The sequence below is a fragment of the Mesorhizobium sp. M0060 genome (genome assembly GCF_040323155.1).
GTDB lineage: Bacteria > Pseudomonadota > Alphaproteobacteria > Rhizobiales > Rhizobiaceae > Mesorhizobium.
In genome coordinates this window covers 1-23,674 of sequence record NZ_JAMYUP010000029.1, presented here as the reverse complement: position 1 = coordinate 23,674, position 23,674 = coordinate 1, and the positions used below count along the sequence as shown (strand labels likewise).

At 59.8% G+C, this 23,674-nt stretch carries 27 protein-coding genes and 1 pseudogene; 11 read left to right on the top strand and 17 right to left on the bottom strand.

The genetic code is table 11. From position 1 onward, the window contains the following. Positions 1-112: 112 nt before the first annotated feature. Positions 113-238, bottom strand: a complete 126-nt coding sequence (locus tag NKJ94_RS23715) for a hypothetical protein (protein ID WP_352528383.1) — start codon at positions 236-238, stop codon at positions 113-115. Between the two features lie 1,074 nt (positions 239-1,312). Between NKJ94_RS23715 and NKJ94_RS23710 the strand changes: the two genes are divergently transcribed. The 3 genes from NKJ94_RS23710 to NKJ94_RS23700 all read left to right on the top strand — a co-directional run bounded on the left by NKJ94_RS23710 (position 1,313) and on the right by NKJ94_RS23700 (position 2,133). Further along, positions 1,313-1,525: a DUF982 domain-containing protein gene (locus tag NKJ94_RS23710; RefSeq protein WP_352528381.1), complete on the top strand. Its 213-nt coding sequence runs from the start codon at positions 1,313-1,315 to the stop codon at positions 1,523-1,525. A 238-nt stretch (positions 1,526-1,763) separates the two neighbouring features. Next, entirely contained in the window at positions 1,764-1,940 is a 177-nt protein-coding gene (locus NKJ94_RS23705) for a hypothetical protein (RefSeq protein ID WP_352528379.1), read from the top strand. A 31-nt stretch (positions 1,941-1,971) separates the two neighbouring features. Next, on the top strand, positions 1,972-2,133 hold the full coding sequence (locus NKJ94_RS23700) for a hypothetical protein (RefSeq protein WP_352528377.1): 162 nt from the start codon (positions 1,972-1,974) through the stop codon (positions 2,131-2,133). Between the two features lie 30 nt (positions 2,134-2,163). Here NKJ94_RS23700 and NKJ94_RS23695 read toward each other — a convergent pair whose 3' ends face one another. After that, the gene (locus NKJ94_RS23695; protein ID WP_352528375.1) at positions 2,164-2,382 is read right to left on the bottom strand and encodes a hypothetical protein; all 219 of its coding nucleotides are present in this window, start codon (positions 2,380-2,382) and stop codon (positions 2,164-2,166) included. An 89-nt stretch (positions 2,383-2,471) separates the two neighbouring features. Here NKJ94_RS23695 and NKJ94_RS23690 point away from each other — a divergent pair, with 89 nt between their 5' ends. Then, positions 2,472-2,981: a hypothetical protein gene (locus tag NKJ94_RS23690; protein ID WP_352528456.1), complete on the top strand. Its 510-nt coding sequence runs from the start codon at positions 2,472-2,474 to the stop codon at positions 2,979-2,981. 809 nt (positions 2,982-3,790) lie between these two features. Here NKJ94_RS23690 and NKJ94_RS23685 read toward each other — a convergent pair. Further along, the gene (locus tag NKJ94_RS23685) at positions 3,791-4,009 is read right to left on the bottom strand and encodes a KTSC domain-containing protein (RefSeq protein ID WP_023722567.1); all 219 of its coding nucleotides are present in this window, start codon (positions 4,007-4,009) and stop codon (positions 3,791-3,793) included. A 926-nt stretch (positions 4,010-4,935) separates the two neighbouring features. Here NKJ94_RS23685 and NKJ94_RS23680 point away from each other — a divergent pair. Continuing rightward, on the top strand, positions 4,936-6,882 hold the full coding sequence (locus NKJ94_RS23680) for a S9 family peptidase (protein ID WP_352528373.1): 1,947 nt from the start codon (positions 4,936-4,938) through the stop codon (positions 6,880-6,882). 52 nt (positions 6,883-6,934) lie between these two features. Here the strand turns inward: NKJ94_RS23680 and NKJ94_RS23675 are convergent, their stop codons facing one another. The 7 genes from NKJ94_RS23675 to NKJ94_RS23645 form a co-directional block, all read right to left on the bottom strand. Further along, positions 6,935-7,732, bottom strand: a complete 798-nt coding sequence (locus NKJ94_RS23675; RefSeq protein WP_352528371.1) for a SagB/ThcOx family dehydrogenase — start codon at positions 7,730-7,732, stop codon at positions 6,935-6,937. Positions 7,733-7,753: 21 nt separating this feature from the next. Then, positions 7,754-9,067, bottom strand: coding sequence for a YcaO-like family protein (locus NKJ94_RS23670; protein WP_352528369.1), 1,314 nt, complete (start codon positions 9,065-9,067; stop codon positions 7,754-7,756). A 26-nt stretch (positions 9,068-9,093) separates the two neighbouring features. Further along, positions 9,094-10,233, bottom strand: coding sequence for a TOMM precursor leader peptide-binding protein (locus NKJ94_RS23665; RefSeq protein ID WP_352528367.1), 1,140 nt, complete (start codon positions 10,231-10,233; stop codon positions 9,094-9,096). A 120-nt stretch (positions 10,234-10,353) separates the two neighbouring features. Then, positions 10,354-10,563: a hypothetical protein gene (locus tag NKJ94_RS23660; protein ID WP_352528365.1), complete on the bottom strand. Its 210-nt coding sequence runs from the start codon at positions 10,561-10,563 to the stop codon at positions 10,354-10,356. A gap of 90 nt (positions 10,564-10,653) precedes the next feature. Further along, a complete protein-coding gene (locus tag NKJ94_RS23655) occupies positions 10,654-10,899 on the bottom strand; it encodes a hypothetical protein (RefSeq protein ID WP_352528363.1) in 246 nt (81 codons plus the stop codon). Between the two features lie 14 nt (positions 10,900-10,913). Next, a complete protein-coding gene (locus NKJ94_RS23650) occupies positions 10,914-11,144 on the bottom strand; it encodes a hypothetical protein (protein ID WP_352528361.1) in 231 nt (76 codons plus the stop codon). A gap of 29 nt (positions 11,145-11,173) precedes the next feature. Next, the gene (locus tag NKJ94_RS23645) at positions 11,174-12,217 is read right to left on the bottom strand and encodes a radical SAM protein (protein WP_352528359.1); all 1,044 of its coding nucleotides are present in this window, start codon (positions 12,215-12,217) and stop codon (positions 11,174-11,176) included. A 909-nt stretch (positions 12,218-13,126) separates the two neighbouring features. On the opposite strand from NKJ94_RS23645, the gene NKJ94_RS23640 reads away from it, so the two are divergent. From NKJ94_RS23640 to NKJ94_RS23630, 3 genes are all read left to right on the top strand, one after another. After that, on the top strand, positions 13,127-13,588 hold the full coding sequence (locus tag NKJ94_RS23640) for a phasin (protein ID WP_352528357.1): 462 nt from the start codon (positions 13,127-13,129) through the stop codon (positions 13,586-13,588). Between the two features lie 104 nt (positions 13,589-13,692). Then, positions 13,693-14,067: a hypothetical protein gene (locus NKJ94_RS23635; protein WP_352528355.1), complete on the top strand. Its 375-nt coding sequence runs from the start codon at positions 13,693-13,695 to the stop codon at positions 14,065-14,067. A gap of 13 nt (positions 14,068-14,080) precedes the next feature. Further along, a complete protein-coding gene (locus NKJ94_RS23630; protein ID WP_352528353.1) occupies positions 14,081-14,644 on the top strand; it encodes an alpha/beta hydrolase in 564 nt (187 codons plus the stop codon). On the opposite strand, the gene NKJ94_RS23625 is transcribed toward NKJ94_RS23630, so the two are convergent. From NKJ94_RS23625 to NKJ94_RS23605, 5 genes are all read right to left on the bottom strand, one after another. Then, positions 14,641-14,817 carry a hypothetical protein gene (locus NKJ94_RS23625; RefSeq protein WP_352528351.1) on the bottom strand — a complete coding sequence of 59 codons (177 nt, stop codon included), beginning with the start codon at positions 14,815-14,817 and terminating at the stop codon, positions 14,641-14,643. The two genes, NKJ94_RS23630 and NKJ94_RS23625, sit on opposite strands and share 4 nt — an antisense overlap. Further along, positions 14,814-15,527, bottom strand: coding sequence for a nucleotidyl transferase AbiEii/AbiGii toxin family protein (locus tag NKJ94_RS23620; RefSeq protein ID WP_352528349.1), 714 nt, complete (start codon positions 15,525-15,527; stop codon positions 14,814-14,816). The genes NKJ94_RS23625 and NKJ94_RS23620 overlap by 4 nt, the downstream gene beginning before the upstream one ends. Beyond that, on the bottom strand, positions 15,520-17,040 hold the full coding sequence (ltrA, locus tag NKJ94_RS23615; protein ID WP_352528347.1) for a group II intron reverse transcriptase/maturase: 1,521 nt from the start codon (positions 17,038-17,040) through the stop codon (positions 15,520-15,522). The genes NKJ94_RS23620 and ltrA overlap by 8 nt, the downstream gene beginning before the upstream one ends. 607 nt (positions 17,041-17,647) lie before the next feature. Further along, a complete protein-coding gene (locus NKJ94_RS23610) occupies positions 17,648-17,902 on the bottom strand; it encodes a nucleotidyl transferase AbiEii/AbiGii toxin family protein (RefSeq protein ID WP_502904215.1) in 255 nt (84 codons plus the stop codon). Then, positions 17,899-18,564 carry a DUF6088 family protein gene (locus NKJ94_RS23605; RefSeq protein WP_352528345.1) on the bottom strand — a complete coding sequence of 222 codons (666 nt, stop codon included), beginning with the start codon at positions 18,562-18,564 and terminating at the stop codon, positions 17,899-17,901. The genes NKJ94_RS23610 and NKJ94_RS23605 overlap by 4 nt, the downstream gene beginning before the upstream one ends. Before the next feature lie 240 nt (positions 18,565-18,804). Here NKJ94_RS23605 and NKJ94_RS23600 point away from each other — a divergent pair. Continuing rightward, positions 18,805-19,120 (top strand): annotated as a pseudogene (locus tag NKJ94_RS23600) (damage-inducible protein); the annotation flags it as partial. A 651-nt stretch (positions 19,121-19,771) separates the two neighbouring features. On the opposite strand, the gene NKJ94_RS23595 reads toward NKJ94_RS23600, so the two are convergent. Beyond that, a complete protein-coding gene (locus NKJ94_RS23595) occupies positions 19,772-20,749 on the bottom strand; it encodes a carbon-nitrogen hydrolase family protein (RefSeq protein ID WP_352528343.1) in 978 nt (325 codons plus the stop codon). A 12-nt stretch (positions 20,750-20,761) separates the two neighbouring features. Then, on the bottom strand, positions 20,762-21,934 hold the full coding sequence (locus tag NKJ94_RS23590; RefSeq protein ID WP_352528341.1) for an acyl-CoA dehydrogenase family protein: 1,173 nt from the start codon (positions 21,932-21,934) through the stop codon (positions 20,762-20,764). A gap of 135 nt (positions 21,935-22,069) precedes the next feature. Between NKJ94_RS23590 and NKJ94_RS23585 the strand changes: the two genes are divergently transcribed. Together NKJ94_RS23585 and NKJ94_RS23580 are read left to right on the top strand one after the other, a co-directional pair. Then, positions 22,070-22,762: a winged helix-turn-helix transcriptional regulator gene (locus tag NKJ94_RS23585; protein WP_352528339.1), complete on the top strand. Its 693-nt coding sequence runs from the start codon at positions 22,070-22,072 to the stop codon at positions 22,760-22,762. A 123-nt stretch (positions 22,763-22,885) separates the two neighbouring features. Then, entirely contained in the window at positions 22,886-23,260 is a 375-nt protein-coding gene (locus NKJ94_RS23580; protein ID WP_352528337.1) for a hypothetical protein, read from the top strand. Positions 23,261-23,674 lie beyond the last annotated feature (414 nt).

The window sequence follows — 23,674 nt, the reverse complement described above, 5'->3', positions numbered from 1 at the left end:
AGTGCCCGCAAGGGCGGGCTTATCGGTGGCAAGGCCGCCTCAAAGCACTCACGCCAGAACAGCGCTCTGAGATTGCCAGAACGGCAGCTGCGGCGCGCTGGAAGAAATGTAGCTAAGCCGCTTTCTCTTCATCGATACCGGCAGCGATCATCACCTCTTCAACGTCATCGTTGAAATCCAAGACAAGTTGGATTCGCTCTTCGCCGGGATGAGCGTCGCTGTAGTGATCAGCATCCATGCGAAGCTGCCAACAGTCGCCAACGATTTGCTTTCTGCGCTGGCCTACAGCCTTTTCGACATGACTTCACGCGGGCCGATCGGAGGACACCGATCTTCGGCAGGCGATGGAGGGCACCACCTGCCGCAAGCATCAACTATTAGAAATCACTGATGCAGTCGGGCCGGTGGAGATTGTCGGGAACTATCCGCTCATCGTGGATTATGATCGTGTGTGGTCGTGGATGTAGCCGCACACTCCAAGGGTGTCCTGTAAGCCCGCTGTCGAACCGGCAGCGGGCTTTCCTATGGGCGCTTGCCCCTTGGCGCCGGCCCTGCATTTCTTGGACGCGCTTATATACTCCGCGCAACAAGATAGGCGATCCGATACGCCATGAGTAGCAAAAGAACGAGGATCGTAAATTCGAGAACTGTGCGTGAGGGATAAATTTTCAACGCTCCGACTTCAACCGACGATACTGCAACGTAGTGTCGCTTGGCAGTTAATGATGAGAATGCGGTCGCTTCGGTTAGGTTTGGCAATTAATTGCGAGAATGGGGCAGCCCGGATTCTCAATTTAACTGCAATCGCATCAGCGTGAAGGTCATGAATTCTTTGAATTTTCATACCCTGTCTTGGGAAATTCGACCCCGTTACGTTGCCGACGCTGCTTCTCACATTAAATGCGAATGGCCCGGTATGATTATCAAATTAAGTGCACGTTTTCAAACTAAGCGCACAGCTAACCAACTGAAATGATTGACATGCGATTCTCATAATTAACTGCAAAGGGACATCCCCAGAAATGAGTATTGACTTCGGTCTCCGATCTCAGCGCCGGCAACTGACCAAGGCATAGCGGGCTCGTAACGATAAGGACGGTTCTCGCCATTTGAGGACCGCAACGCGTTGGCGAGTCTAGTCTGAGCGATCAAGCCCGCGCTCTGGACGAGGTCCCATCCTCACAGAATGTTCGCCCACCGGGACAAACGTGACGCAACGGAACGGATGGTTCACCCGTAAGGTCTTGGGGCGATTGCGAAAGGAGACCAGCATATGACCTGCGAACGAGACGTCGGCACGTTCGAAGAGCCCGTGACCGTTTTGCTGTCCTCGGGCAAAGTCAGTGTTTCGAGCACCCGCGAAGCCGCCGAAATGCTGCTTTACCGCTGGCCCATTGGAGAAACCGGGCGCCGCATCCAGACTCGCATGGCGTGCATGAAAGTGCTCGGCGGCGGCAGCGCACCGGAGATAGCGCGCGTGGCATTTCTCAGCGCCGCCAAGGAAGCGAAAATCCTGAACGCTTGACATCTCGTCAATGCGTGCCCCACCACTGTCCATCGTGCATCACTCTTGCAGCGGCCGTTACATTTGTGCAAACATCGTGCGTCGATCATGCGGAGACGCCGACGCGAGTTGACTCGCTCTATGGCGAGTTCGACGTAGAGATCTGACGGCCGCGGCAACCATGCCCTGATTGAGGAAAGCAGCTTGACCGGCCGTCTCGGACTAGCCGCGGGCCTGTCCGGATCTGGTGTAGCAAGACATGGCTGCTGTGCTCGAGGTTTTCGACGCGATCCCGCTCGGCGCATACATGGCAATCGTCAATGAGCTGCGCGGCCGCGTTCATCAGGGGCATGCCCTTGCCGGCATCCTCTATGTGCACCTCCGGCGCCTCACGAGGGATCGCTATCGGCAAATGAGACTATTCGGTCCCGGATGACCAAAGCTGACGCATTTCGTTCCGCCGCCGCTTGGATCGACCAGTCGAAGCGCATGTCGCCGAGGCAGTGGAGCGCATGCCCGATGACAGGTTCCTCGCCGAGCACCAGGCCGCGCACGATGAGCCGCGCTCGCCGTCTGTCGACCTGGTTGCCGCCGTGCTTGAGCGCGAGCGGTGGCGCCGGGTGGCCTGAAGGTCGCGACGAATGAAACGCCGGCCCAGTTCAACCCGCACGACGTCCTTCAAAGCTGGCGGGATCGATCTTCACCAAGCGGTCTGCGGCCTCGACCGCAGTTCGTATCCTGCTGCACAGCGCGAGATTTTCGGCCAGCATTTCTTCACTGCGTTGAAGCGCGAGCTCGGTCCGGTGGATGCGCTGCCTGGCATTGGCAACTTCCGATGTCAAAAGATCGGCCGCCATCCCGTGGCCGTGGGTTTCCATAGTGTCCATGGGTTTCTAATACATGGGGGGCGATATCGTTCCCTGATGTCGGGCGAAACGGCGGGCCGCAGAAAAGCGCGATGGGCCGAATGACCAATGCGCTCCCTGTCAAAACAGCGCCAGAAACAGGCGAACGGCTTCGGCCGCTCTACGTCCCACGGGCAGAGGCGATCACGGTCCAGAGGGCCATTGATCTGTTCAGGCACGACTACAACGTAAGCGAAGACACACTCAGGCGGCTGGTGATCAAGCACCGTCTTCAAAACCAGACAATGCCCGGTGCTCCGTGGAGAATAAGCGCTCCCGGTTTGGCTATGGCGCTCGCCGGCGATGATGACGCGCTTGCGCGGTTGAGGCAGGACGTCGCGAGCACCCGGACGCCGTCAGTGCCTCATCGCGAGTTCGGACCGTGGCTGCGCGACCAGCCTATCACCTACGATTTGGCTTTGAAGGCGATCGTTGCGCGTACGGGCCTCTTCAATCAGGGCTGGAAGGACAGTGCCGATGCGATCTTCCATACCGACGGCACTGTTCCCAAAGGACCGATCGCCTTAGTCGAGGTGCAAGGTTACGTCTTCGCAGCATACCAACCGCGCTGAACGCTCGCACCTACCAAGGCGGACAGCGCTACTGGTCGCTGCATGTTGCTGCCATTGCGCGCGCGGCGTTAGCGCCAACATAAGGAAGACGTGGGGGCTGAGGCCCCACACCCCCACTCCGTTCCGCTTCGCGGACGGATATGCTCGCTCCCTCGCTCATGCGGCACTATCCGGTGTTGAGCCATATTGCTTTTGAGAGCGAAGGATGCGGCTGATCGCCGTCGCATAGCGGCTGATCTCGGCGTTGATCTGGCTTGGGGTAAAGCCTCGGCGTTCGAGCTTCTTCCGCTCCTGTGACTTGTCGTTGCCCCGGATTAGAACCGACAACATCGCGACAGGCTATGAGGGCAGGCCGCATGACGGGCCGGTAGAGGACGAATCGAAGCACTTCGTCTACTGCCCAGTCTGCGGCCAAACGTTCGACGCGCGCGATCTTGGACAGGTGTTCCATCACGCTGAGCCGCAGCACGAGCCGCTTCCGGTCGAGCAATAGTCCAGCTAGTTGAGCTCCGGCGGCAGACCGACGTTTGAGACCCTTCAGCGCGCCACCGACGTACGTTGGATGAGAAAAGGGTGCTGCGTGCACCGCGCCTTCCCCGCGCGCCGATGCTCCACCTGGACCGCAAAAAAGTCCCGCCGCACTGCCAGAACGGCGGGACCGATCAAACGCTTTGCACCAGGCGGGGGGATGCGGGGGGTGGGCTTGCCAAGTGAGCGCGGACCGTAACCAACCCTAAGCGCAACAGCGGCAACGCGTCCACCAACCGCCGGTTGGAGCGACAGGACGATTGAGCCGCCGGCAGGTCAGGTCATCCCGGGTCGCTATCGCTCGCAACCAGACGGTAGCGGAAATTGTTGCGGATATGGTCGTTGAAATAGCGGCCCTTGGCGAACGCGGCCCGGAACGCGGCAAAGGTTTCCGGCGGTACCCCCTCAAACTCGTACCGCTTGCCGCTGGCGACAAACCACACCGAGAGGGTCCTTCTATCCAGATCATATTCCATCTTGCGGATCGAAGTAGATGGCATGAGCACCACAGGCCGAGGCCCGCGCCTTGCGGGGAGCGCGGGCCGATCGGGATACCGATCTGCAGCAATACCTGGAGGGGGAGGATTCGCTGCGTGCACCGAACGTTCGCGGCGGTCCCGTGTTCCATCGAGATGCACAAAAAGGTAGCTGCACCTTTCGGCATCACGTAGACGTTGGATTTCTGAGAAAGGGCGAGCGTCAATACTACTCTGGTGATGGAATTTCCCGTGAGATAGGCACGCTCCACGGCGAAAGGAGTGCCCCGCCATGACCGTCCTCGCCTACAACCTTGCCAATGGTATCAAAGGATCGTGGAGGTCGTCTTCGTGCCGGACGAACTGCATCTGTATGTGGAATTCAGCCAGCCAGATGCCGACACAAACCCGTTGATCGCCCCCAGAACTGTACGAGGCCTTGTTGAGGACGGTGAATAGATCATGAAACGGATCGGGCTCGTGAACCAGCGCGTTTCCCTAACCGGATGCTCACATTGCGCAAACGGCGATCGGAGCAGCCGACTAGAGTTGCGATCTTCGACTATCGTCCGCATCGAATTTATGCTCATATACAGGCTTAAGTGGAGATATCCGCATCGCTTTTGCCGGCCGTTCCCGAGGGCCTATGGCTATCGCGTACGTTGCTGTGCGCGGTGCATCTGTCCTCTTGTTCTTCAACCACGGTCGGCCACGCCATTTCATGATCGACACCGGGACCGCAACCTTCCTACACCGCCTCAACGGCCATTTCACCATCCCGGAGCCGTTGGCGGATCTCGCGACTCCCGTTCTGGATGTGGCGCTTGTCCGGACGATCCTTTGGCTGCTGTCGGAACTGGCCCTGAACGTAACCGGTCATCCATGGACTCAGATTGGGCAGGGGGCACTTAGGGCCGGTGCGGTTCCGCCCGCGTCGGCGACTGTGCAGCGTGGCCAATAAACGCGAAATTGCTCCAGGTCATAGGCGACGCACCGCTTTGCTGACACGAAAGGTCGCGTTTGCCGACCCACTGCGATCGCATCTGCGACTGAGCGACGACGGCACCCGGATCGCTTGGCTCCAGAACGAGGACGGGATGTTGAGCGTGATGGTAGCGGATGCGCTCGATCCGGCTTCCGCCAGACGCCTGACCGGTGGACCTGTTCGCCCAGTTTCGCCGGCGCTGTTTTGGGCGGCGGACGAACGGCATGTCGTCGTCTTTCGCGATCATGCCGGTGATGAGAATTATCAGGCTTTCAGCATCGATGTGGACGCGGGAGCGGAGGTCACGCTGACGCCCGGTGGCGGTACGCGAACGCTTTTCAATCGCAGCTCGCGACGTGTTCCTTCCGACATCCTGTTCAGTGTAAACGACAGGGATCCGGAAAGCTTTGACCTCGTTCGGGTCAACGTAGCGACCGGTCAGCGCATAACAGTGTTCCAGAATCCCGATTTCAGCCGGCTGCACGCTGACGCCGACTTCAAAGTCTGCTTCGGCGAGCGGGTGCGGCAGGACGGGTCGATCGAAGTCCTCAAACGGCAAGGGGATGGAGGATGGGTTCCCTTTCTTGATATCCCTCCAGAGGATTCCTTGACCACGCACATAGATGGCTTGAGTGCCGACGGTGACGTGGTGTTCCTGCTCGATTCGCGCAATCGCGATCGCACTGCCCTCGTCGCGATCGATGCCCGAACTGCAGTATTGACGGTTCTGGCTACCGACAGCGAGGCCGATATCGCGGAAGTCGTCTATGATCCCGACACAGGCTGGCCTCTTGCCGCAGCTGCCCTCGCGGCAAGGCGCCGCTGGCACCCTATCGATGAGAAATTTGCAGCTGACCTCGCGCGGCAGCTCGAGGACGCTGCCGGCCTCGATCTGGTGATCGTGGGCGTCAGCGCCGGGAGGCGGCGCATGCTGATCCGCCTCGAGGCGAGCGACGCTCCCGCACAGTTGCGAATATTCGATCGCGCCAAGCGGCGCACGCTTCAGCTCTTCCCCGAGCGGGACGACCTTGAAGGCATGCCGCTGAGGGCGATGCTGCCCGTCGCGATACGCTCGAGAGATGGTCTGACGCTGCCCGCCTATGTCACAGTCCCGGCCGGCCGCGCTCGCCGCCGGCCGCTGGTTGTCGTCGTCCATGGCGGGCCTTACGACCGCGACGCCTGGGGGTTTTCGCCCCTGCATCAATGGCTGGCGAGCCGCGGTTATGCGGTACTGAGCATCAATTTCCGGGGCTCGACCGGCTTCGGCAAAGCCTTCACCAATGCGGCTGATCGCGAGTGGGGCGGCCGCATGCAAGATGACCTGGACGATGGCGTGGCATGGGCGGTCAAGGAGGGTATCGCGGATCCTGACCGGGTCGGGCTTCTTGGAGCAAGCTATGGCGGCTATGCCGCCCTGATGGCTGCAGCGAGGAGTCCCGATCTCTACAACTGCTTCATCGATATCTGCGGCCCTTCGGACCTGCTGTCTTTCATCGCGAAAATACCCCCTTACTGGCACAACTGGTTCGCCATGATCCTACGCCGGTTAGCGGACCCCGCGACCGTGGAGGGACGAAAATGGCTCCAGGAACGCTCGCCACTTGTTCATGTTGAGCAAATGGTCCGTCCAATGTTGATTGCTCAAGGACTTCGCGACGTTCGCGTCAATCCGGCCGAGTCAAGGAACGTCGCGCTCGCTCTGCTCCGAAGGAACGTGCCGGTGACCTTGATCACTTTCCCCGATGAAGGCCATTTCCTGCTAGGTCAGCGCAACCGTATCGCTCTGATGGCTGTCGTGGAGCAATTCCTAGCTTATCATCTGGGTGGCTCACGCGAGATGCTGGGTGATGATCTGGAAGCGTCAAGTCTCACAATCGAGATCGGCGGCGAGTGGTTAGGGCCGCTTTTCTAATTCCTGAATGCGCAAAACAGATCAAAGCGCCCGTAACAACAGATGGCGATGTTCAGCCGCCGACCTTGTCGAGCGAGCCGACGAGCGCAGCGTAGAGGACCGCTTCCTCAACGCCGTCAACGTCAAGCAGATCGTTCATCTCGTCGTCGATGAAGCCACCTACGGGACATACGCCAAGGCGAAGCGCGGTCGCCGCGAGGCAGATGTTCTGCATGACATGACCTGCTTCCAATAGCGAAAAACGATAAGCCCGCTCGCCGTATTTGATCTTGGAGCGGCCGAATACCGCCGTTAGAACGAAGACGGCCGCAGCGTTGTCCACCGCCTCGGGAATGAACACTGCTTTCTTCACCGATGCCATGCAGTCCACTCTGCCAAGTTCGCACAGGGCATGCGAGCGCGGATCGTAGTGGTAAAGACCGGATGGCAACTGCTCCACACGAGCGACCACCACATAAAGTTCGAGTGGATAGAGCCCGCCGCCTGACGGTACGCAGCGTCTCGCTCCCTTTTCAGTGGTGCCCAGCGCGTAAAACGCGAGGTCCGATACACGTTGGAGATCAATCTCCTGACCCGAGTAGCTGCGCACCGATCGGCGCGACGCCATGTTGTCCCAAATGCTGTCCCTCTCAGCCGTGCGTGGATCGGGCAAGGCAATGCGGGGCGCATAGATGTATCGCTTGAATCCCGCCGGGGCGACGAGAGCAGATTGCGCGCTCTGAGCAATCCGCGGCGAGGATCGGCTGATCCTGCTGTTCTCATGAAACAGCTCCGAGACGGAGAACAGGTTGCGTTCACCTAAAAGCCGGTTCCGGATTTTGGATATGTCAGTCCCATGAGGATCGGGCATTTGTCACCTTTGCGAGATCGACTAGGGGAAAGGATGCGGGTGGAGGTTGATCCGCTTGTTCGCGCGATCGGCATACTCGGCGCTAATGGCGCGAACACTGATCCTGTGCAGGCCGCTGCCAAAATAGAGCGGCTGCGCACCTGGAATGATCGCCCGGAATACATGCAGCCCGCACTCTCTAATATCCGGGGAGGTCACATCGACTGCAATGACGTCCAGCCCGCCGCGCGCGATGCGTTCGACACAGTGTGTAATCGAATCGAGTATGTCGGTAGGCCCGTCAGGGTCTTGCGGTATCTCGGTCTCACGCGAGGAGGAAAGGATGAATTCGAAGGCCCGGCGGTTTTCCGGCAAGAGAGGCCATAGGACGTGCTCCTCGATTTGCGCAATCTCCTCGAGCGAAGCTCTGGGCAGATGCGCCCCCTTGTCGACAAGGCTGTTCACCCATAACAGGCATTGCGCCAGTTCGGTGAGCGCACCAACGGCCGCGCGACTGGCAACCAGATTAGCGCATGAGGAAAACGTAGCGCCGCGCTTTCCGGCCATGGGTATATCGGATACGGCAACATAGGCGGGAATCGCAAGATCGGTCGTGACGTCTAGCAAGGTGACGTGATCTGCGATCGATCCGAAGCGGTCAAGCGTCTCCCGCACCAGCTGTGGGGTCCGCAAGTCGATGACAGCCTTCGGTGGACGACGGCTTTGAAGCCACATGAGCATCGCGGCGTCGCGCTCCACGACCTCGCAAATGGCCGAGAGGATCGCTTCCTCCGCCGTGTTGCCGCAGGCCAAACCCGTCGTGATCTGTTGCACCACCGGCGCTTCTCCGGTGCGACCTATGTACGGCTGATAGACCGCGAATGCCGGAACGAGGATCGGCTGTTTGCGCGCCAGCGAGAAGCCCATGGCCCAGCCGATCGTGTCATCGGGCCGCAGGGCGCAATAGCCGAAACCAGGCCGTGCTAACTGGACTTCGTCGTATAGCGAGAGCGACCAAGGTGAAACCGCAGTAGCGGAGACGGCGCTGGTGGGGCGATAAATAATCTCGTCGTAGGGAACATAGGCGGCAGAATAACGTTCGACCGCCTCGCCGATCGCCCCGACAAGCGCCTGGTCGCGCACGAGTGACGTGGAGCCGCTGATCGGGCTTTCGGAGGGAAATCCGAAACGACTATAGTCGCTGGACAGCGCTCCGCAACCAAATATCCTTGGCGAGTCAGGGGCGCATGGCGCCTCGTGCAGGATCTTGATGATCCCTGTCTCATCATCGACAAGCCTAAGCGCCTTGCGCAGAGTATCCTCGATCGGCGATGGCAAGTGGTGGTGAAGCTGCATTCGTATTTTTCCGGATGCTGCCGTGCTCAGCCGACTGACCGCGTTTCGGTTGGGATGATGTCCCAAATCTTGGTTGGTCTGCGGTCCCTCAACCGCGAGCATGCCGGGCATCTCGGCAACTTCAGCACCTCATGGACGCTGCGTTCCATTGTCAGAAGGTCGATGTTGATGATGCGCCCCGCCGCTGCTGAAAGATGCTCGCCCGCAAGGACACGTAACAAGTCCAAGGCGACGAAATTTCCTACGATCCCCGCGAAGGGGAGAAGGGACGGCCACATGTCGCGTCTGCCGTTGAGTTTTTTCCAGTGACGGTAGAGTGCCTCGTGATCTTCTGGATGATCCGCGTTGGCGCGACTGCGGGCCTCGAAACAGGCGAAGCAAGCGGTCTGGTTCGGAATGACGAACGGGCCGATGATAGCGCGTTGTCGATCGATCCTTGCCGAAACCCATGGCACGCCATGCTTGATACATACTTCGTTCGCTCGGTCGTAGCCGCCCATCGACATGGTGTCGCTTATGACCGCAACAACGCTTGCGGCCGCGACCGTCTCCTCCCAGCCGGCCGCGTCGTCGATAGTCGTCGGGATCGTCACGACACGAGACGCGTACTGCTTGCGCAGCGACAGTTCGGTCTTCCTTGTCTCCGACGCTTCAGCCTCTTCGCGGCCGCTCGATTGGGAAGGCGTGGCGCCCTCGACAAGAACGAGAGTCCCGACGCCGGAGGCGGCGAGCATGGTCGCAACGATTTTACCGACGTCCCCAAGGCCCGCAATCACCACGGTCGATTGGGCCAGTCGTCTCGCCGCCTCACTGGCGCTCGCGCCATATAGGGACCAGTACGCGCGGTCCTCACCAGACAGCATGACCGCGTCATCTTCTCGCCCGTCCCGTGCTGCCTTGCCCAGGAAACCCTTGTGTTGAATCAACGTCAGGAAGTCTTCGATCTCCGGCCGCAATGTCTCGTCGAATTCGGCCGCCAGGTCTTCGATCCCATGCTTTCCGTCGAGCAGTGGAAGAAGCAACGGAAGAACGACCGCAACGAAATCACCAGAGAGCATCACACTTCCCGTAAACGAGCGCAGGAGGACTTTTCCTTCCTCAACGGGAACGATCTCGACGCCATACTGGAGGCGAGGAAAGGACGGGATGGATGAAAGCTTGTCCATAGTGCCGCTCCCAGATGGAAAGGGTGTCGAGCGACCGCCGCGTGATCACGCGAGGGCCCGTCAGCGTCGGAATGGAAGGCATCCCGATCGAAGGGGATGCCTTCACACGCCTGACGCACCTTATCTTGCGATGGTTTCGAGCAGCGCGCTCTTTGAGGAACTCGAGCAGTTGCCTATAATGTTGCAGCCGGAATCGGCGGCCCGATCGCCCGCCCGCTGCAACTCGCGATAGACTTGAACCGCGATCAGATCGCCAGCGATTTCGGCGACCTGCTCCCGTTGTTCAACGCTCAGTTTCAGACTTGCAAGGCTCAATGATCTGTCAGCCATATTACGTCTCCCATGTTACGAGTTAAATTTCAGCGTTATTCCAGAATGGTTGTGCGAGCCCTCCCTTGATTGTTGAGTGCGAAAATGACTTCAGCCTCCCGGCCTTCGGCCACCCGGTTTCGACCGCGCGCGCTGATTAGCGACGGCGGACAGTCGACTTGGCGGTTCTCCCTTCTCAGGTGTCGCCGGTTTGCGGTCGTCAAGATTTTCGCGCACGATCAGCGCAACCTCCTGATCAATGATTTGCGTCAGGAGGTCGATGAGTTTGTCGTCGCCAAGGCGACCAATCTCGATGGTCGAAAGGCTCTCCTCGACCAGTGCGCGCGTGTCGCTCATCCAATGGTCCTCCGTCACAGCATGTCCTTGGAAGACGACGAACAATTGCCGATGATGTCGCAGCTTCCGTTGGAGCAGTTGCCGATAATCGAGCATCCAGCCACCTTCGCCAGATCGTTGCGGATTTGCAGCTCGCGGTAGACGTGGATTGCGATTAGATCGCTGGTGACCTCGGCCACTTTCTCGCGGTCCGTTGCCGAAAGGCCCAGCTGTGACAGTATTCCAGGTGATCTTGTATCCGACATCGCTCCCTCCCCGGATAGTGACCGTGATGCTAGTTGGGCAGCACCAATTGCGCCCTCAATTCCTTCAAGCCTGCCAATCTTGAATTGTCGGCCGGCCGCTCGGTTTCGGGGAGCGCGGCCAGATCGCTCACCAGCAGCTCCGCCCACTCGGCCACCTTCTCGGCGTATTTCGGCGAAGACAGCATGAAATGGCATAGATGACACTGATCGCTGAAACGTTCCGGAATCTCGTGACCAATGTCTTGCTCACGCAAGAAGGGCAGGAAAAATCCCGGCCCGACGGATTCCAGGACAGCGAGAAGCTTGTTCTGGTCCGATGCCTTCACGATCTCGCCAAGCGTAGAGCGATGCTCATTTCCCATACGCAGAGGCTCGGTAAAGCCACCAGGCGAGCAGCACGGATACACATCGCCGGAAAGGTCGACTGCAAGCTTTTTGAAATGCTCCCGGCAGTTGCCGAATGGCGAAGTGAAATCCGCAGGGAATTCTTGTTGTTCCACATTCGTCGACGCGCGGCCAGCCGGCAGGCAAGGCATGACGACAAACCGCACCATCTGTCCCAATTCATAGAATGCGCCGCGGACGTCGTCCATCTCCGTAGTAGACGTTGAAACCACGTTGACGGTTACCTTCAGTCCGACATTCAGTGCTGTCTTTGCCGCGCCGACAATCCTGCTAAGCGGTAGGAATTCCTGATGGAACTGGCTGGTGCTGATGTTGACGGCGCCGAGCCCTGCATCCCTGAGCCCCTCCAATTGCAAGCCCGCTCCTGGCGAGCCGCCCCAAAATCCGTTAGTGGTCACGGAGGACGTATATCCGCAGGTGCGGGCGTGGGAGATGATCTCTTTCAAGAGCCTTAGGTATAGGAATGGTTCACCTCCGCTTATTCCAACTTCTCTGATCGACGGAACCTCCGCGGCTTCGTCGATCAAACGGGCGATCCGCTCGAACGAAGCCGATTCCGATTTAGCAGGATGAGAATCGTTGCAGCAGTGCCTGCAAGAAATGTTGCACTTGGAAGTCAACAATAGCCCCAGGACTTCGGGGCACGCGTGTGCGTGGCCGATGGTCATACGACTCGCTCCAACGGCAGGCGGCGCCGTCAATATTCTATAAGGATTTCAAAGGTGCATATGGCGTTGCATTAGACAACGTCAAAAATGAGAAATATGCCAAGTCAAGATACATGAAGAGATTTGAATCATCAATATTAGATAAATCTTGCCTAACGGTATGGTTTCGGAATTGTTAACAGCTTCCCTCAGAGCGACGACTGGCGCATGAACGCTAAGCAGGCAGTTAATTCACTTCGAGCAGGCGGAGTTTGACTGGGCAGGGCCGGCCCCGAAGTCATCGCCACGGACCGCGCATTTGCGAAGCGCGTCGGAGGCGCCCCGCCGGGTCAGCCTACCGCCGCAGGTGTCTCGCCTGGTCGCCTTAGACGAGGCTGGATTCACCCTCCGCGACAGCCGAAATCGGATGCTCGTGGCATAAAGACGCCGCCGTTACTTGGCGTCAGTCAAATCGAGCCCAGCCTGGCTGTATTCGTCCGGCGCCTGAAGCATGGCGAAATGGCTGGCATTGGACAGGATGACTTCCTTCGCACCGGAGTGACCGAAGCCATGTAGTCGGTGTGCGCGCGTAGGTCATCATCAAAGAGGGATATGCCTCCTGGGACTTTGTCGATGACGGCCTGGAGCAGTCGAATCCTTTCCCGCAACAGCCGATTGGACGGGTCGGCAGCTTTCTCTCTTTCCGGATCGCTGTCTAGGGTCAGCGTCGCGTTTGAATCGTGCAAAGCTGACATACGAATCTCATCGAGGGTCGAGGGGCGTCCATTACCCTCCGCATGCATGCCCCCTCGGAACGCTGGACGAGGGATGGTGCGTCGCACAAAAATATTGCAATGCACTATAAATGCCGTAACGTCAGTTTCGTAAATGAACGAGACGGCTTTTGTGAAAGGCCGTCCACCGGAAAGGATGGAAACTATGGCCAAGACCGCTGACACCGTTGAAAATACCGCATTCCCCGCCTTCGACGCGTCGAAGGCTGCCGACCAGGTCCGCGCTGTCGCCGAAAAGGGCGTCGAGCAGTCGAAAGAAGCCTATGCGAAATTTGCGTCAGGCACCGAGACGACCCAGAAGGCTCTGCAGTCGAGCTTCGAAACCGCCAAGACCGTCGGCAACGAGTTGTCGCTGAAGACAATTGCTGCTCTGCGCGCCAATGCCGAAGCCGGCTTCTCGCACCTCGAAGCCCTGGTTGCCGTGAAGTCGCTCTCCGAATTCATCGAGCTGCAAACTGCCTTCTTGCGCAATCAGGTCGAACAGACCGTCGAGCAGGCCAAGGAATTTCAGGCCGTGACGACCAAGGCTGCCGAAGATGTATCGAGGCCGATCAAGGATGTCGTTGAAAAGGCGATGAAAGATCTCAAAGTCGCCTAATTGAGTCTAAGCGATCGGAAATCGCGAAACAACAGCTTCTCCAGCCGGTCTTTTTCCTTTTGGCTGGCTGGTGTTTGGTGCCTAGTTGCCATGGTAGTGCGGGCATGCTTCTCCTCGGCTGCGATCATCCGTACAATCTGACGGCGGCGAGCAACGAGCCCGGCCAGGGCCTCGTTTGTGGCGGCGCGCAACGGGCAGTTGCCGTCCGCGGGGGCGTGTGCCTGGTTCGGCTGGATCTTGACCCGGTGCGTGCTCGGCTTGATTCTGACGGCGCTTTCAGGCGATCCGCGATGCGGGCCGATATGGATTCAAGGTCTTTTTCGGCGATGGCGCGTCCGACTGGACGTTCTGCGCGCCATCCCGGTGCGAGAGAGGCGGCTGCAATTATGGTCTGCATCGACGATCCGAAGGCCGCGATGCAGATCGTGGAAGTGGCGCAGCACGAATCTCCAGGCCAGACTGCTGGTGCGAAGCTATGATCGCGGACATGCCGTGGAGCTCATCCGTACGGGCGTCGAGTATCAGATCCGCGAGACAATCGCCTATCTGATGGGAGCGGAAGGCCTTTGTGCTTTGGGTTTTGCCGAGGTCGATGTCGAGGAGGCAGCCGCGGACATCCGCCAGCGCGATTCGGAGCGCCTTTCCGAGCAGATACAGGGCGACGCCATGTCGGGCCGGGGCCGGCTGCTCACCCGGCTTATCCGCCGACGTTCCTGCAAAAGCGGAACCCGCGACCTGTTCCTCTCCAACGCTGTGAGACTTCACCGCAAGCTACGACGCGCGGGAGCCCCGGTGGAGCTCCACGTCTTCGAGGCGATGCCGCATGGCGGGTTCGGAGGCGCCCCGGTGGAGGATTTGGAGCTCGCGGCGGAAGTCGTCCGTTTCGTCATGGACCGTCTGCCGACACGGGTTGGGCGCGGAGGCGCTCGATTTGGCGCCACGTGCCTGGAACAGACCAGCCAAGAGCGCGAGGACGGCGAAAGCCATCGCGGCCGTAGCAGACCATTTGCTCGACAACGCCTTGATGATGCCCCGGCGACGTGGCCAGGCGACTAGGAATGGGTGTTGATGTCCTGCTCAATCTGCCGCGCTGATTCCAGAATGTCATCGAAACTCGGCGGAGTGCCGAAGATCATGGCCGCCGTGTTGGCATAGTCGCGCGTGAGCGCGTCCACCATCTTGAAGCGGGCGCGATCGCGAAGCTGCCGGGACTGCTGAGGCGAGGTCATAGTCGGGACGGTGGAAAAACATTCGCGCATGCCGCACAATCGGCGCCAAGGTTGAGATCAGCGAGCGCGGCCTTTCCGGTCTCGGATCCGAGAAGACAATGCAGGTCGTAATAGTGCCGGGACACCCGCTGACCTGCCTGCCGCAATTCGCCGCGCCGCTCGTACCAACGGCGCAATCCATGGGCGATCACCACCTCGTCCCAAAAGGTGCGGGTCGCCTCGATCGTGGTCACGTCGGCGACAGTGAGATCAATGCCTGCTGCTTCCTCCGCGACATAGGGCGTGATCGCGATCGGGCGGTTGGGATCGAGCGCCGATTTCGCCCCGGATTCGAGGCGTATGGCCGGTCGCACATAGGCGCCCTCACGCGGCTCGATCTCGGGATACCAGAGCAGCAGGGTCTGACCATCGGCATCGGCTTCGTCGAGCTCCACCCGTCCGGCGCCGTTCGTGATGTCGGCAAATTGAGCGGTGAGGAAGTCTCGCAGCGGGCCTGTGATATACGCACGGCAGGCGTCCCGGATGGCGTCGAGCTTGGCGCGGCGCTTCTTGTTCGACAGTCCCTCAAGCTCTTCGACGGAGGCAGCCTCGTCGAGATCGTCGCGGAACACGGTAACGTGTAAAAGTAGGCGGCAAGCGCCGTGTCGCCTCTCGGCGACCGGTTTCTCACCGCCTCTTCCCGAACCGGACTTGCGCCTTTCGTTACGCATCCGGCTCTCCAGAAGACATGGCGAACTCAGGCGTCCCCATCCAGGCGAGGCGGTATCGGCAGTTCGGGGTCATTGCGAGCAGAAATTGCTCGGTGAATCCGTCCCGCCAGACCGTGCGCGTGCACCGCAACTGACTAGGCCCACGAGAGGCCAGGAGTTCATGCGCTGACGCTTTTGGGCGCTTGTACCGCAGCCAACGCCATATTCGGTCTCCGACGTACCAGTCGAGACTGGTAAATACATCGCAGGCATAGGCGCAGTAGCGGTAGTAATTCGCCCATCCCCGTAGGATGGGATTGATCTCTTGGAGCTTTTCTTCAAGGCTGACGAGCGTGGTATTCCGCTTTGTCAGTTGCTTGATCCGGTGACGCAGATCGGCGACCTTGTGCTTTGGAACCTGAACGCGTGTGCCGAAGCCATAGCATTTGTTCCAATACGCGCCGAGGCGGAATCCGAGAAAATCGAACCCCTCGATCAAGGCCGTGACCTTTGTCTTTTCCGGCGACAGTTCCAGTCCCGTGGTCTCACGCAGGTATTCAGCCAGAGCGGATTTCTCCGCCAAGGCTTCCTCCCTTGTTCCTGATACCAGCAGGATGAAGTCGTCGGCGTAGCGCACGGGTAAGAATATGCATCGACCGGCTTTCCGGTCGCTGCCCCGTGCACTTCGGGCCGCTGTAACCCCGTCGATTTTGCGATGAGGATAGAGTTTCGTGCGGTGATCCGTCCACCTCGCGTAACGCTCCTCGATCGCACTAAGCACGATATTGGAGAGCAACGGTGAAATGATTCCGCCTTGAGGCGTGCCATTGTCTGTACGGAGGAACTGATCCTCTGCCAGTACGCCGGCCTTCAAGAACCGCCCGACCAGCCGCGTCACCCGACGGTCACCTACGCGAGAGCGCAACCGATTCATCAATTGGTGGTGCGAGATCTGGTCGAAGCAGCTTTTGATGTCGCCTTCGATAACCCATGGGTACGGCAACCGGCTCCGTCGATTGTCCTGATCGCGTTTAAACGGCAGGGTGGCTCGGCGGAGGTACTCCAAAGCGCCATGGCTGCTCCTTCCGGGCCGAAACCCATAGGAAACATGCCAAAACTGCGCTTCGAAGATAGGCTCCAACAAGAGTTTGGCCGCGCCCTGTACGACGCGGTCCTTGATCGTAGGAATGCCCAGGGGTCGGTGTTGTCCTGGTTTTCCGGCCTTTGGGATAAGGATGCGCTTCGAAGGGCTGGGCCGATATGCGCCGAGACGCAACTCAACCTGCAATCCTTCCAGAAAGCGCTCTTCACCCCATTTAGCGCGGATGCGCCCTACGGTCCTCCCGTCGACCCCAGCGGTGCGCCCGCCTCGATTAGAGGCCACGCGCCGCCAAGCACAGCGGATCGTGCGGATGTCGGTTAACCAACCCCACATGTCCCGCCATTTGTCGTCAGGATTTGCCTGACTCCACTGATAGAGTTTGCGTTGAACGCTGAGTATCCAAGCCTCGTCAGCTTGACGATCCATGTCCATGGACCATTTTCTCCGTCATACAAGTCTATCGTCTTCCTGCTTCCCTTCGCCATGTGCATGGCTTTCCCATGCTCCGACTACTACGAAAGCTCCGCCCTCAGACTCGTCCTTCTCCGGTCGTCGCGGCTAGCCCAGTTCCGATCTGGGCAGGCGAGCTGAGTTCCCGTGTTCCGATCTTCAACCTTTGTGCCGTTAGGCGGTGAGCTATACCCCTTGCGACGCGGGAGATGGGCCAAAGAGAACCACTCCCATCTCGAATGCTATGTTCGCATTCACCAGCGAGGAACATTGAGCCGCGCCAGTTCTGTTCGCGTTATATTGCCTCCCACGCCATCGCGCGATTTGGAGACGGTCTCGGATATAGAGGCTTCCAACGCTCACTTCGTTATCTCGCCATGGGCACTGCGGTAGCCCGACCTGCGCTCGATGGGCGCATCCGGTACAGTTAAGGCCGCTCTGCTTATGACACCCAACCGGCGACACCCGGTCGAGCTTTGCGGCCCCCTTCCATCTACTGTTCTCTGTAGAGGGGCGGCGTTACAGCCGCCGGTCGAAAATCAGCAAGTTTGGGAGGTGATCCCTAAGTCATACTTCACCTCCCGCGCCGTCACGGCGCACCGATGTCCTCGGAAAAACGCTGGATGAGGCCATGGCCTTTTGACAGCGACGTCCCGCCCTTGAAAAGCAGCCGTGGCTCCCCCGCAGGCCGTTCGTGGTAGAGCGAATTGAGGGTCCAGCAGACCCAGAAATCCTTTTCGACATTGCCTGCCGGAGCTCCGATCCGATTGGCCGTGGCGAGGAACAGGTCGAGCCGGTCACGTGGGGATGCCGCGATGATCTGGCGGTAAGCATCGGTGCTCATGGCTTCGCCTCGTGCGGGTCCGCCCTCAGGATTTCGCGGAGGAACTCCTGCATCCAGATCGGCACGGCGGAGAGACCGGCGCGCAGATCCTCGCGAATGGCCTCGCCGTGCTTGGGGTCGGCAAACAGGCGGCGCAACGTCGCCTGGATACGCTTCCGTTCGCCCTTCTGGGTCAGCATGTCCTGCAGCCAATGCAAGGCCTGGACGACCCGCATCCCCGGCCGATCCGCCCAATAGAGGCGGCTAGGGGCAGCGTATTTGAAGTGGATTTCCTGCGTGCCGAGCTTGATTGGCTTCAACCGCGCATCGACCAGCACTTCTATCCGGGCGGGGACGGCGGTCGTCAGGCCGAGGTCGTTGGCGGCCGTCATACCATCGATGACGGCGCGCGCCCGATCGCGGCGCGTGACGGCGCGGATCACAGCGCGATAATCCGGCACGGTGGCGCGGCCAGTCAGGTTGTTCGTGCGCGGCCGGTCATAGAGGCCTCGGTCGATCCGGCGCAGCTCCCCGGCGGCTGCCAGGCGCTGCAGGGTTTTGTCCACGGCGGCGCGCGCGCCGAGATCGGCGAAGTCGCCGGGAGTCCAGACCTCGTCGGGTCTGGACTCAATGCGGGCAAGCAGGCGCGAGCGAAGATCGGTATCGAGCTCAACTATGGGCATGTCCGAAATATGCTACAAGTTTCGGACAAAAACAACATATGAGTCCGAAATATGCTACAATTTTCGGACACTCCGTGGCGCCCAAACTCCAAAAATGGAACTCGCATTTTCGCATTGAGGATATGGCCCGAGAATCGAATGCCTCCTTCCGCAGGGGCACGACACCATCCCGGTTGACTCTTAGCCAGGACGAGAACAAATGTAGAACATATCACAGGCTTTCCGCGTTTCAAGGGTCAGATGAGTGTATCGGCGCCCCCTGCTGCCATTTCCGAGCTTCGAGAACGCATCGCGCGCCTCGAAGGCAGCAACGCGCGTGCCCGCACGGTTTTGCCGTTTGGAGTGGCGGCGATCGACAGGATTCTGCCGGGAGGCGGGTTGGCTTTTGGCGGTCTGCACGAGGTCGCGGGTGGTGGAAATGGCTCCGTCGATGGCGCAGCCGCGGCACTCTTCGCTGCCGGTATTGCCGCGCACGGTGGGCAAGGTGCTGTGGTGCGTTACCCGGCCCGATCTTTTCGCGCCTGCGATCGAGCGGTCGCATCTCGCGCCGCGTCGAGATCGAACTTAGGGCCGGCAACAGAAGGATGACCGGGCCCTCGCCATATCGGGTCGTTCCGGTCGAGACGCACTTGCCGTCCCACGTCCAATCGATCCGTCCCTCTTGCCAGTCCATGAAGCCTCCCTCGCAAGCGATATTATTCCCCTTGTATATTGCCTCTCGCGGCCGTCAGAAAGCGACCGGATGCGGCTGACGGCGTCACACCATACAGGCAAGCGTTTTGATCAATCACTCCGTGGACTTGTCGAATCGGTGATCTTGCTTCGTCCTGTTGGGGCCCCGTACCGAGCAGGGCAGTCAAAGGTCGCAAATGGATCTGACTTCGGCCGTACCGCGAACGTCGGCTTCAAAGAAGCGCCCGGAATTTCGGCAAATGGCGCGATCGAGGCGACGTGCGCTTCAGCTTCTCAGCATGCGGACACGATCCGTCAAAGGACCGGGTCGGGTGGTTTTTGCCCTACGCCCGCTCGATCGGAACGAGCAAGCAGCGCCATCAGCGGCCGTCGCTGAATCGATCACTGAATGACGTGTTAGGGGCCGGTATGGCAACTTCTGTGTACGCTGCGAAGATTGCAGATATTCAACCTGCTGAAAGGTCGTGGACTGGCCCCGATGCTGACCTTCCACAGCGTTAGAGAAGATCAGCTATCAGGGCATATGAGGGCGTCCAAGCTCAAGATCGTGCGTGCCATCGTCGAAATGTACAGCAAGCCTCGCCTTTCGATCGACCTCCAGTCTGAAGATGTCTGGGCGGCCATAGTGTCCGGCCACGTCGAGCGATCTTCGTGCGGCGCGGGCCGCGTCTACGTCTAGGTCGGCATAGAGAATTCCTTTCACCCGATGCAGCGGGCCAGCAGCAACGTCGCCGAAAGGTTTCACCACTACGGCGTCGCCCGGATTGATCCATTCGTCCTCGGCAAAGAGCTTGCTGCGATCAGGAAAATCTTCCGGGATATCGGTGGCCTCCAGGGCTGTCGCGGTGCTCAATACCCAGCAGCCACCTTCGCGAGCGATATGCTTCATGGTTGCAAGCCAAGTCTCGCCGCTGTCCCAGGTGGGCGCAACATAGATGTCGATGTTCTGGGCATAAAGCGCGAAGCGAGCGAGCGGCATGTAGCTCTCCCAACAGATCAGCGAGCCGACGCGGCCGATCGGTGTTTCGACGACGCGAAGGCCGCTGGCGTCGCCGAAGCCCCATACCATCCGCTCGGGATTGGTCGGCATCAGCTTGCGATGGCGGTTGAGGATCGAGCCGTCAGACCCAATCGTCACGACCGTATTATAGAGGGTCGATCCGCTGCACTGGGAGTCGATCTCGTTCAGTCCCATGACGACGATCATCCCGTGCTGCGCCGCCGCTTCCCGTAGCCGGTCGAGGCCTCCGGCGGAGATGTCCACAGCGTTGCGGCGGAGCTTTGCATGAAGGGAATTGGCAAGCGCCATGTCACCGCCCGGGCGCAGCCGCCATATCCAGGTCGGGTAACCGGGCAGATAGGCTTCGGGAAAAACGATGAGCTTCGCCCCCTCTGCCGCGGCCTCGGCGATTGATGCGATTGCGCGCTCGTAAGTCGCTTCGAGGTCGAGCAGCACCGGCGGCTTCTGCGAGATCGCTATCCTGGTGTCCATCGCATAGACTCTCTAGAAGATGGTGGCGACGGGGTGCCCCAGCGCCATCGCGCCCGCATACTGAGCCTGCGGCCCAGTCTGGAGCGGATGGAAGCGGGCGGCCTGGATGTCGCGAAAGCAACGCTCTAGCCCATTCCGTCTGTAGAACCCCATGCCGCCACCTAGTTCCAGCGCGAGTTCGACGGTCCGTATCGCATGATCGGCGACGAGAGAACGGCCGATCATCACTTCATTGACGGTGTCTGCCGAAGGGGCATTCAGGTCGACCGTTTCCAGCATCCAGCGGTGAGCGAGGCGCGCGGCGCGGAGCGAGGTCTCCATTCGACCTGCGAGGTCGAGACTGTGGGGTGTCGGTGCCTTGCGTTTCGCCAGATCTACCGCAAGGTCGCGCGCACGCTCTGCAACACCGAGATAGACGGCGTAGATCAGCGGGAATGCGATCGTGGCGATTATCTGAAACACCGGATGCCACTCTCCGGCACTGCGCGAAAATGCAACACCCGCTTCGGGTATGAACAGGTTGTCGATGACCACGTCATTCGAACCGGTACCGCGCATTCCCAGCACCTTCCACGTTTGCTCAACGCGCACTTCCGGGGCCTTCATCGGGGCGGCGAAGTGGATCACCGTGTTAGTTCCTTCCACCACGGCACCGGTCATCAGCAGATCTCCAGCCTCGGCGCCGGAGGTGAAGCCCTTGCGCGCGGATATTCGATAGCCACCATCGACCTTGGTCGCCCTGCCGGAACCGCCGATCCAGTCGGAGCCGCCGCTTGAGAGCAAGATCAGTCGCTCAGCGGCGACCCGTCTCAGAAGGGGTTCTATCGCTGCGATCTTCTGGTGGCGCCAGCGCCAAACCGGAATGGCGACCTGATGGGTATGCATCGAAAAGGCAAGAGCGGTGGATCCGCACGCTTGGGCGAGCATGCGCAACATGTTGGCAAGTTCCGGTATTCCGGCGCCTTTGCCGCCCAACTCGCGGGGGACGCCAGCCTCAACCAGACCGGCCTCCTTCAGGAGAACGTAATTCTCGGCCACGAAACGATCGTTCTCGTCAAATTCGGCAGTGCGGGCGGCGAGCTTGGGCGCAAGGCCTTGCGCTATGGCAACGACGTCGCTGGCCTCGTTGACCGTGTCGACCGTAGGTGAACCTGCCGAGGTGCTTAGTGTTGCGTGCAGTGACATGAGATCCTCCATCTATAGGAGGCTGAAGGATCGTCGGTAGTGGCCGGACGTTCTAGTTCAGCATCTGTACTGCCCGCTATTTCCGAAAGCCTCGATGTGCGGTAACTTCTCGAACGGCCGAGTTGCGGGGTGCCCATGGAAGAGCGCGGAAGTTACGGCCAGTTCTGTCCCGTCTCGATGGCATCAGAAATCCTGTGCAGTCGCTGGACCACGCTGGTGGTGCGCGAGCTTCTTTGCGGCAGCACCCGCTTCAGCGACTTGCGGCGCGGGCTGCCCAAGATGTCCCCCGCCCTGCTCTCCAAGCGCCTCAAGGAACTGCAGGCCACCGGCGTCGTAGTCACCTGGCCGAGGGCCAACGGCTCCGTCGAATATCGGCTGTCCGAGGCCGGGGAGGAACTACGGCCCTTGATCATGGGGCTCGGCAAATGGGCGCAGCGCTGGATGGAGTCCCGGCTTTCGCTGAAGAACCTCGACCCGTCCCTACTCATGTGGGATATGCGTCGTAGCCTCAACGTGAAGCTGCTGCCCGAGCGGAGGTGTATGATACAGTTTCTGTATTCCGAGCTTCCACCCTCCCAAAAAAACTGGTGGCTCGTGACCAAAGGAGGCACGGTTGACCTCTGCAATTTCGATCCCGGCCACGAACTTGATCTTCTCGTAACGAGTTCGCTGCGCTCCATGACGGCAATCTGGATGGGGCTGACGACGATCAAGCAGGAAGCCGCCAACGGCCAGTTGCAGATCGAAGGCGACCCGGCGCTCGCGCAATCAATGCAGCAATGGCTTGGACTGAGCGCATTCGTCCACGAGCCTCGGCGGGTGCCGTAGAGATTGGCCAAAGGGGCGCTTTCAGCTAATTCCCGGCCAACCAAGTGCGAAGCGGCCGTGCGTCCGCTCGATGCAGGCGCGGCGGCATGCGACATGATGCAAACGAAGGGCTTGGAGAGACCTATGGCATCAATCAGGTGGTTGGTGTCGCTGTCGCTGGCGGCGGCGCTTGGCGGCTGTGGCACGTCGGCGACGGCTGAGGAGCGGGCGAGCCTGCTCGGCATCTGGACACCCACCGACCGCTCCGGTCGGATCATCACCTTTCACGATGACGGCGTCTTCGGCTACCGCTATTTCGCGACGTTGCGCCTCTATTGGGAATTGGGCAGCCAGGGCGAGATCAAGCTCTCCTCGCTTGATGGTGGTGTGCGCTGGAGCTGCTACTACACCTTGGTGGACGGCCTTCTGAGGATCGACAAAGGCAACGGCGAAACCTGCGTTACGCCCGGCTCGACCCCCCCCAAGCCAATGCCACTGGAATTCATCCGTGGTCAGTGACGTCGGATCGGAAGATATGGCGATGCTTGCCCATTGCGTCCAAGCGCGGCTGTAGCGGCCAACAGACGGACTTTGAATACTTCGAGGAAGGGCGGCAGGTCCGTCCGATCGCCGAAATCAGGCCAGCAAGTGGCCTGTTATATGAGGGCGACGGCAGCTTTTGGCGCACACAGCGATGATCTCAGCGACCGATTGGCGGCGTACAGCAGTCGTTCAGCATGTATGGCGAGAGCGACTGGAACGGGTCAGAGCTCGCCGTAGAAGTGCTCCGAACGAAGGGCAGAGAAGGGTCGATTGTGTTGAAAAAGTCTGGGTTGCAGCAGTCCTGAAGCACTGATTCAATCTTCGTCGTAAGAGGAGATTGAGTCGATGATGGGCGAGCAAAGTGTGATGCAGGAGGAGCTGTTCTACGGC

What these genes read in the sequence shown, in the direction of transcription:
- NKJ94_RS23715 (WP_352528383.1), bottom strand. Translation starts at nt 238, where the DNA reads ATGGATGCTGATCACTACAGCGACGCTCATCCCGGCGAAGAGCGAATC.
- NKJ94_RS23705 (WP_352528379.1), top strand. Translation starts at nt 1,764, where the DNA reads ATGGCTGCTGTGCTCGAGGTTTTCGACGCGATCCCGCTCGGCGCATAC.
- NKJ94_RS23695 (WP_352528375.1), bottom strand. Translation starts at nt 2,382, where the DNA reads ATGGAAACCCACGGCCACGGGATGGCGGCCGATCTTTTGACATCGGAA.
- NKJ94_RS23690 (WP_352528456.1), top strand. Translation starts at nt 2,472, where the DNA reads ATGACCAATGCGCTCCCTGTCAAAACAGCGCCAGAAACAGGCGAACGG.
- NKJ94_RS23685 (WP_023722567.1), bottom strand. Translation starts at nt 4,009, where the DNA reads ATGCCATCTACTTCGATCCGCAAGATGGAATATGATCTGGATAGAAGG.
- NKJ94_RS23675 (WP_352528371.1), bottom strand. Translation starts at nt 7,732, where the DNA reads ATGCCCGATCCTCATGGGACTGACATATCCAAAATCCGGAACCGGCTT.
- NKJ94_RS23670 (WP_352528369.1), bottom strand. Translation starts at nt 9,067, where the DNA reads ATGCAGCTTCACCACCACTTGCCATCGCCGATCGAGGATACTCTGCGC.
- NKJ94_RS23665 (WP_352528367.1), bottom strand. Translation starts at nt 10,233, where the DNA reads ATGGACAAGCTTTCATCCATCCCGTCCTTTCCTCGCCTCCAGTATGGC.
- NKJ94_RS23660 (WP_352528365.1), bottom strand. Translation starts at nt 10,563, where the DNA reads ATGGCTGACAGATCATTGAGCCTTGCAAGTCTGAAACTGAGCGTTGAA.
- NKJ94_RS23655 (WP_352528363.1), bottom strand. Translation starts at nt 10,899, where the DNA reads ATGAGCGACACGCGCGCACTGGTCGAGGAGAGCCTTTCGACCATCGAG.
- NKJ94_RS23650 (WP_352528361.1), bottom strand. Translation starts at nt 11,144, where the DNA reads ATGTCGGATACAAGATCACCTGGAATACTGTCACAGCTGGGCCTTTCG.
- NKJ94_RS23645 (WP_352528359.1), bottom strand. Translation starts at nt 12,217, where the DNA reads ATGACCATCGGCCACGCACACGCGTGCCCCGAAGTCCTGGGGCTATTG.
- NKJ94_RS23640 (WP_352528357.1), top strand. Translation starts at nt 13,127, where the DNA reads ATGGAAACTATGGCCAAGACCGCTGACACCGTTGAAAATACCGCATTC.
- NKJ94_RS23635 (WP_352528355.1), top strand. Translation starts at nt 13,693, where the DNA reads ATGCTTCTCCTCGGCTGCGATCATCCGTACAATCTGACGGCGGCGAGC.
- NKJ94_RS23625 (WP_352528351.1), bottom strand. Translation starts at nt 14,817, where the DNA reads ATGACCTCGCCTCAGCAGTCCCGGCAGCTTCGCGATCGCGCCCGCTTC.
- NKJ94_RS23620 (WP_352528349.1), bottom strand. Translation starts at nt 15,527, where the DNA reads ATGCGTAACGAAAGGCGCAAGTCCGGTTCGGGAAGAGGCGGTGAGAAA.
- ltrA (WP_352528347.1), bottom strand. Translation starts at nt 17,040, where the DNA reads ATGGACATGGATCGTCAAGCTGACGAGGCTTGGATACTCAGCGTTCAA.
- NKJ94_RS23610 (WP_502904215.1), bottom strand. Translation starts at nt 17,902, where the DNA reads ATGAGCACCGATGCTTACCGCCAGATCATCGCGGCATCCCCACGTGAC.
- NKJ94_RS23605 (WP_352528345.1), bottom strand. Translation starts at nt 18,564, where the DNA reads ATGCCCATAGTTGAGCTCGATACCGATCTTCGCTCGCGCCTGCTTGCC.
- NKJ94_RS23595 (WP_352528343.1), bottom strand. Translation starts at nt 20,749, where the DNA reads ATGGACACCAGGATAGCGATCTCGCAGAAGCCGCCGGTGCTGCTCGAC.
- NKJ94_RS23590 (WP_352528341.1), bottom strand. Translation starts at nt 21,934, where the DNA reads ATGTCACTGCACGCAACACTAAGCACCTCGGCAGGTTCACCTACGGTC.
- NKJ94_RS23585 (WP_352528339.1), top strand. Translation starts at nt 22,070, where the DNA reads ATGGAAGAGCGCGGAAGTTACGGCCAGTTCTGTCCCGTCTCGATGGCA.
- NKJ94_RS23580 (WP_352528337.1), top strand. Translation starts at nt 22,886, where the DNA reads ATGGCATCAATCAGGTGGTTGGTGTCGCTGTCGCTGGCGGCGGCGCTT.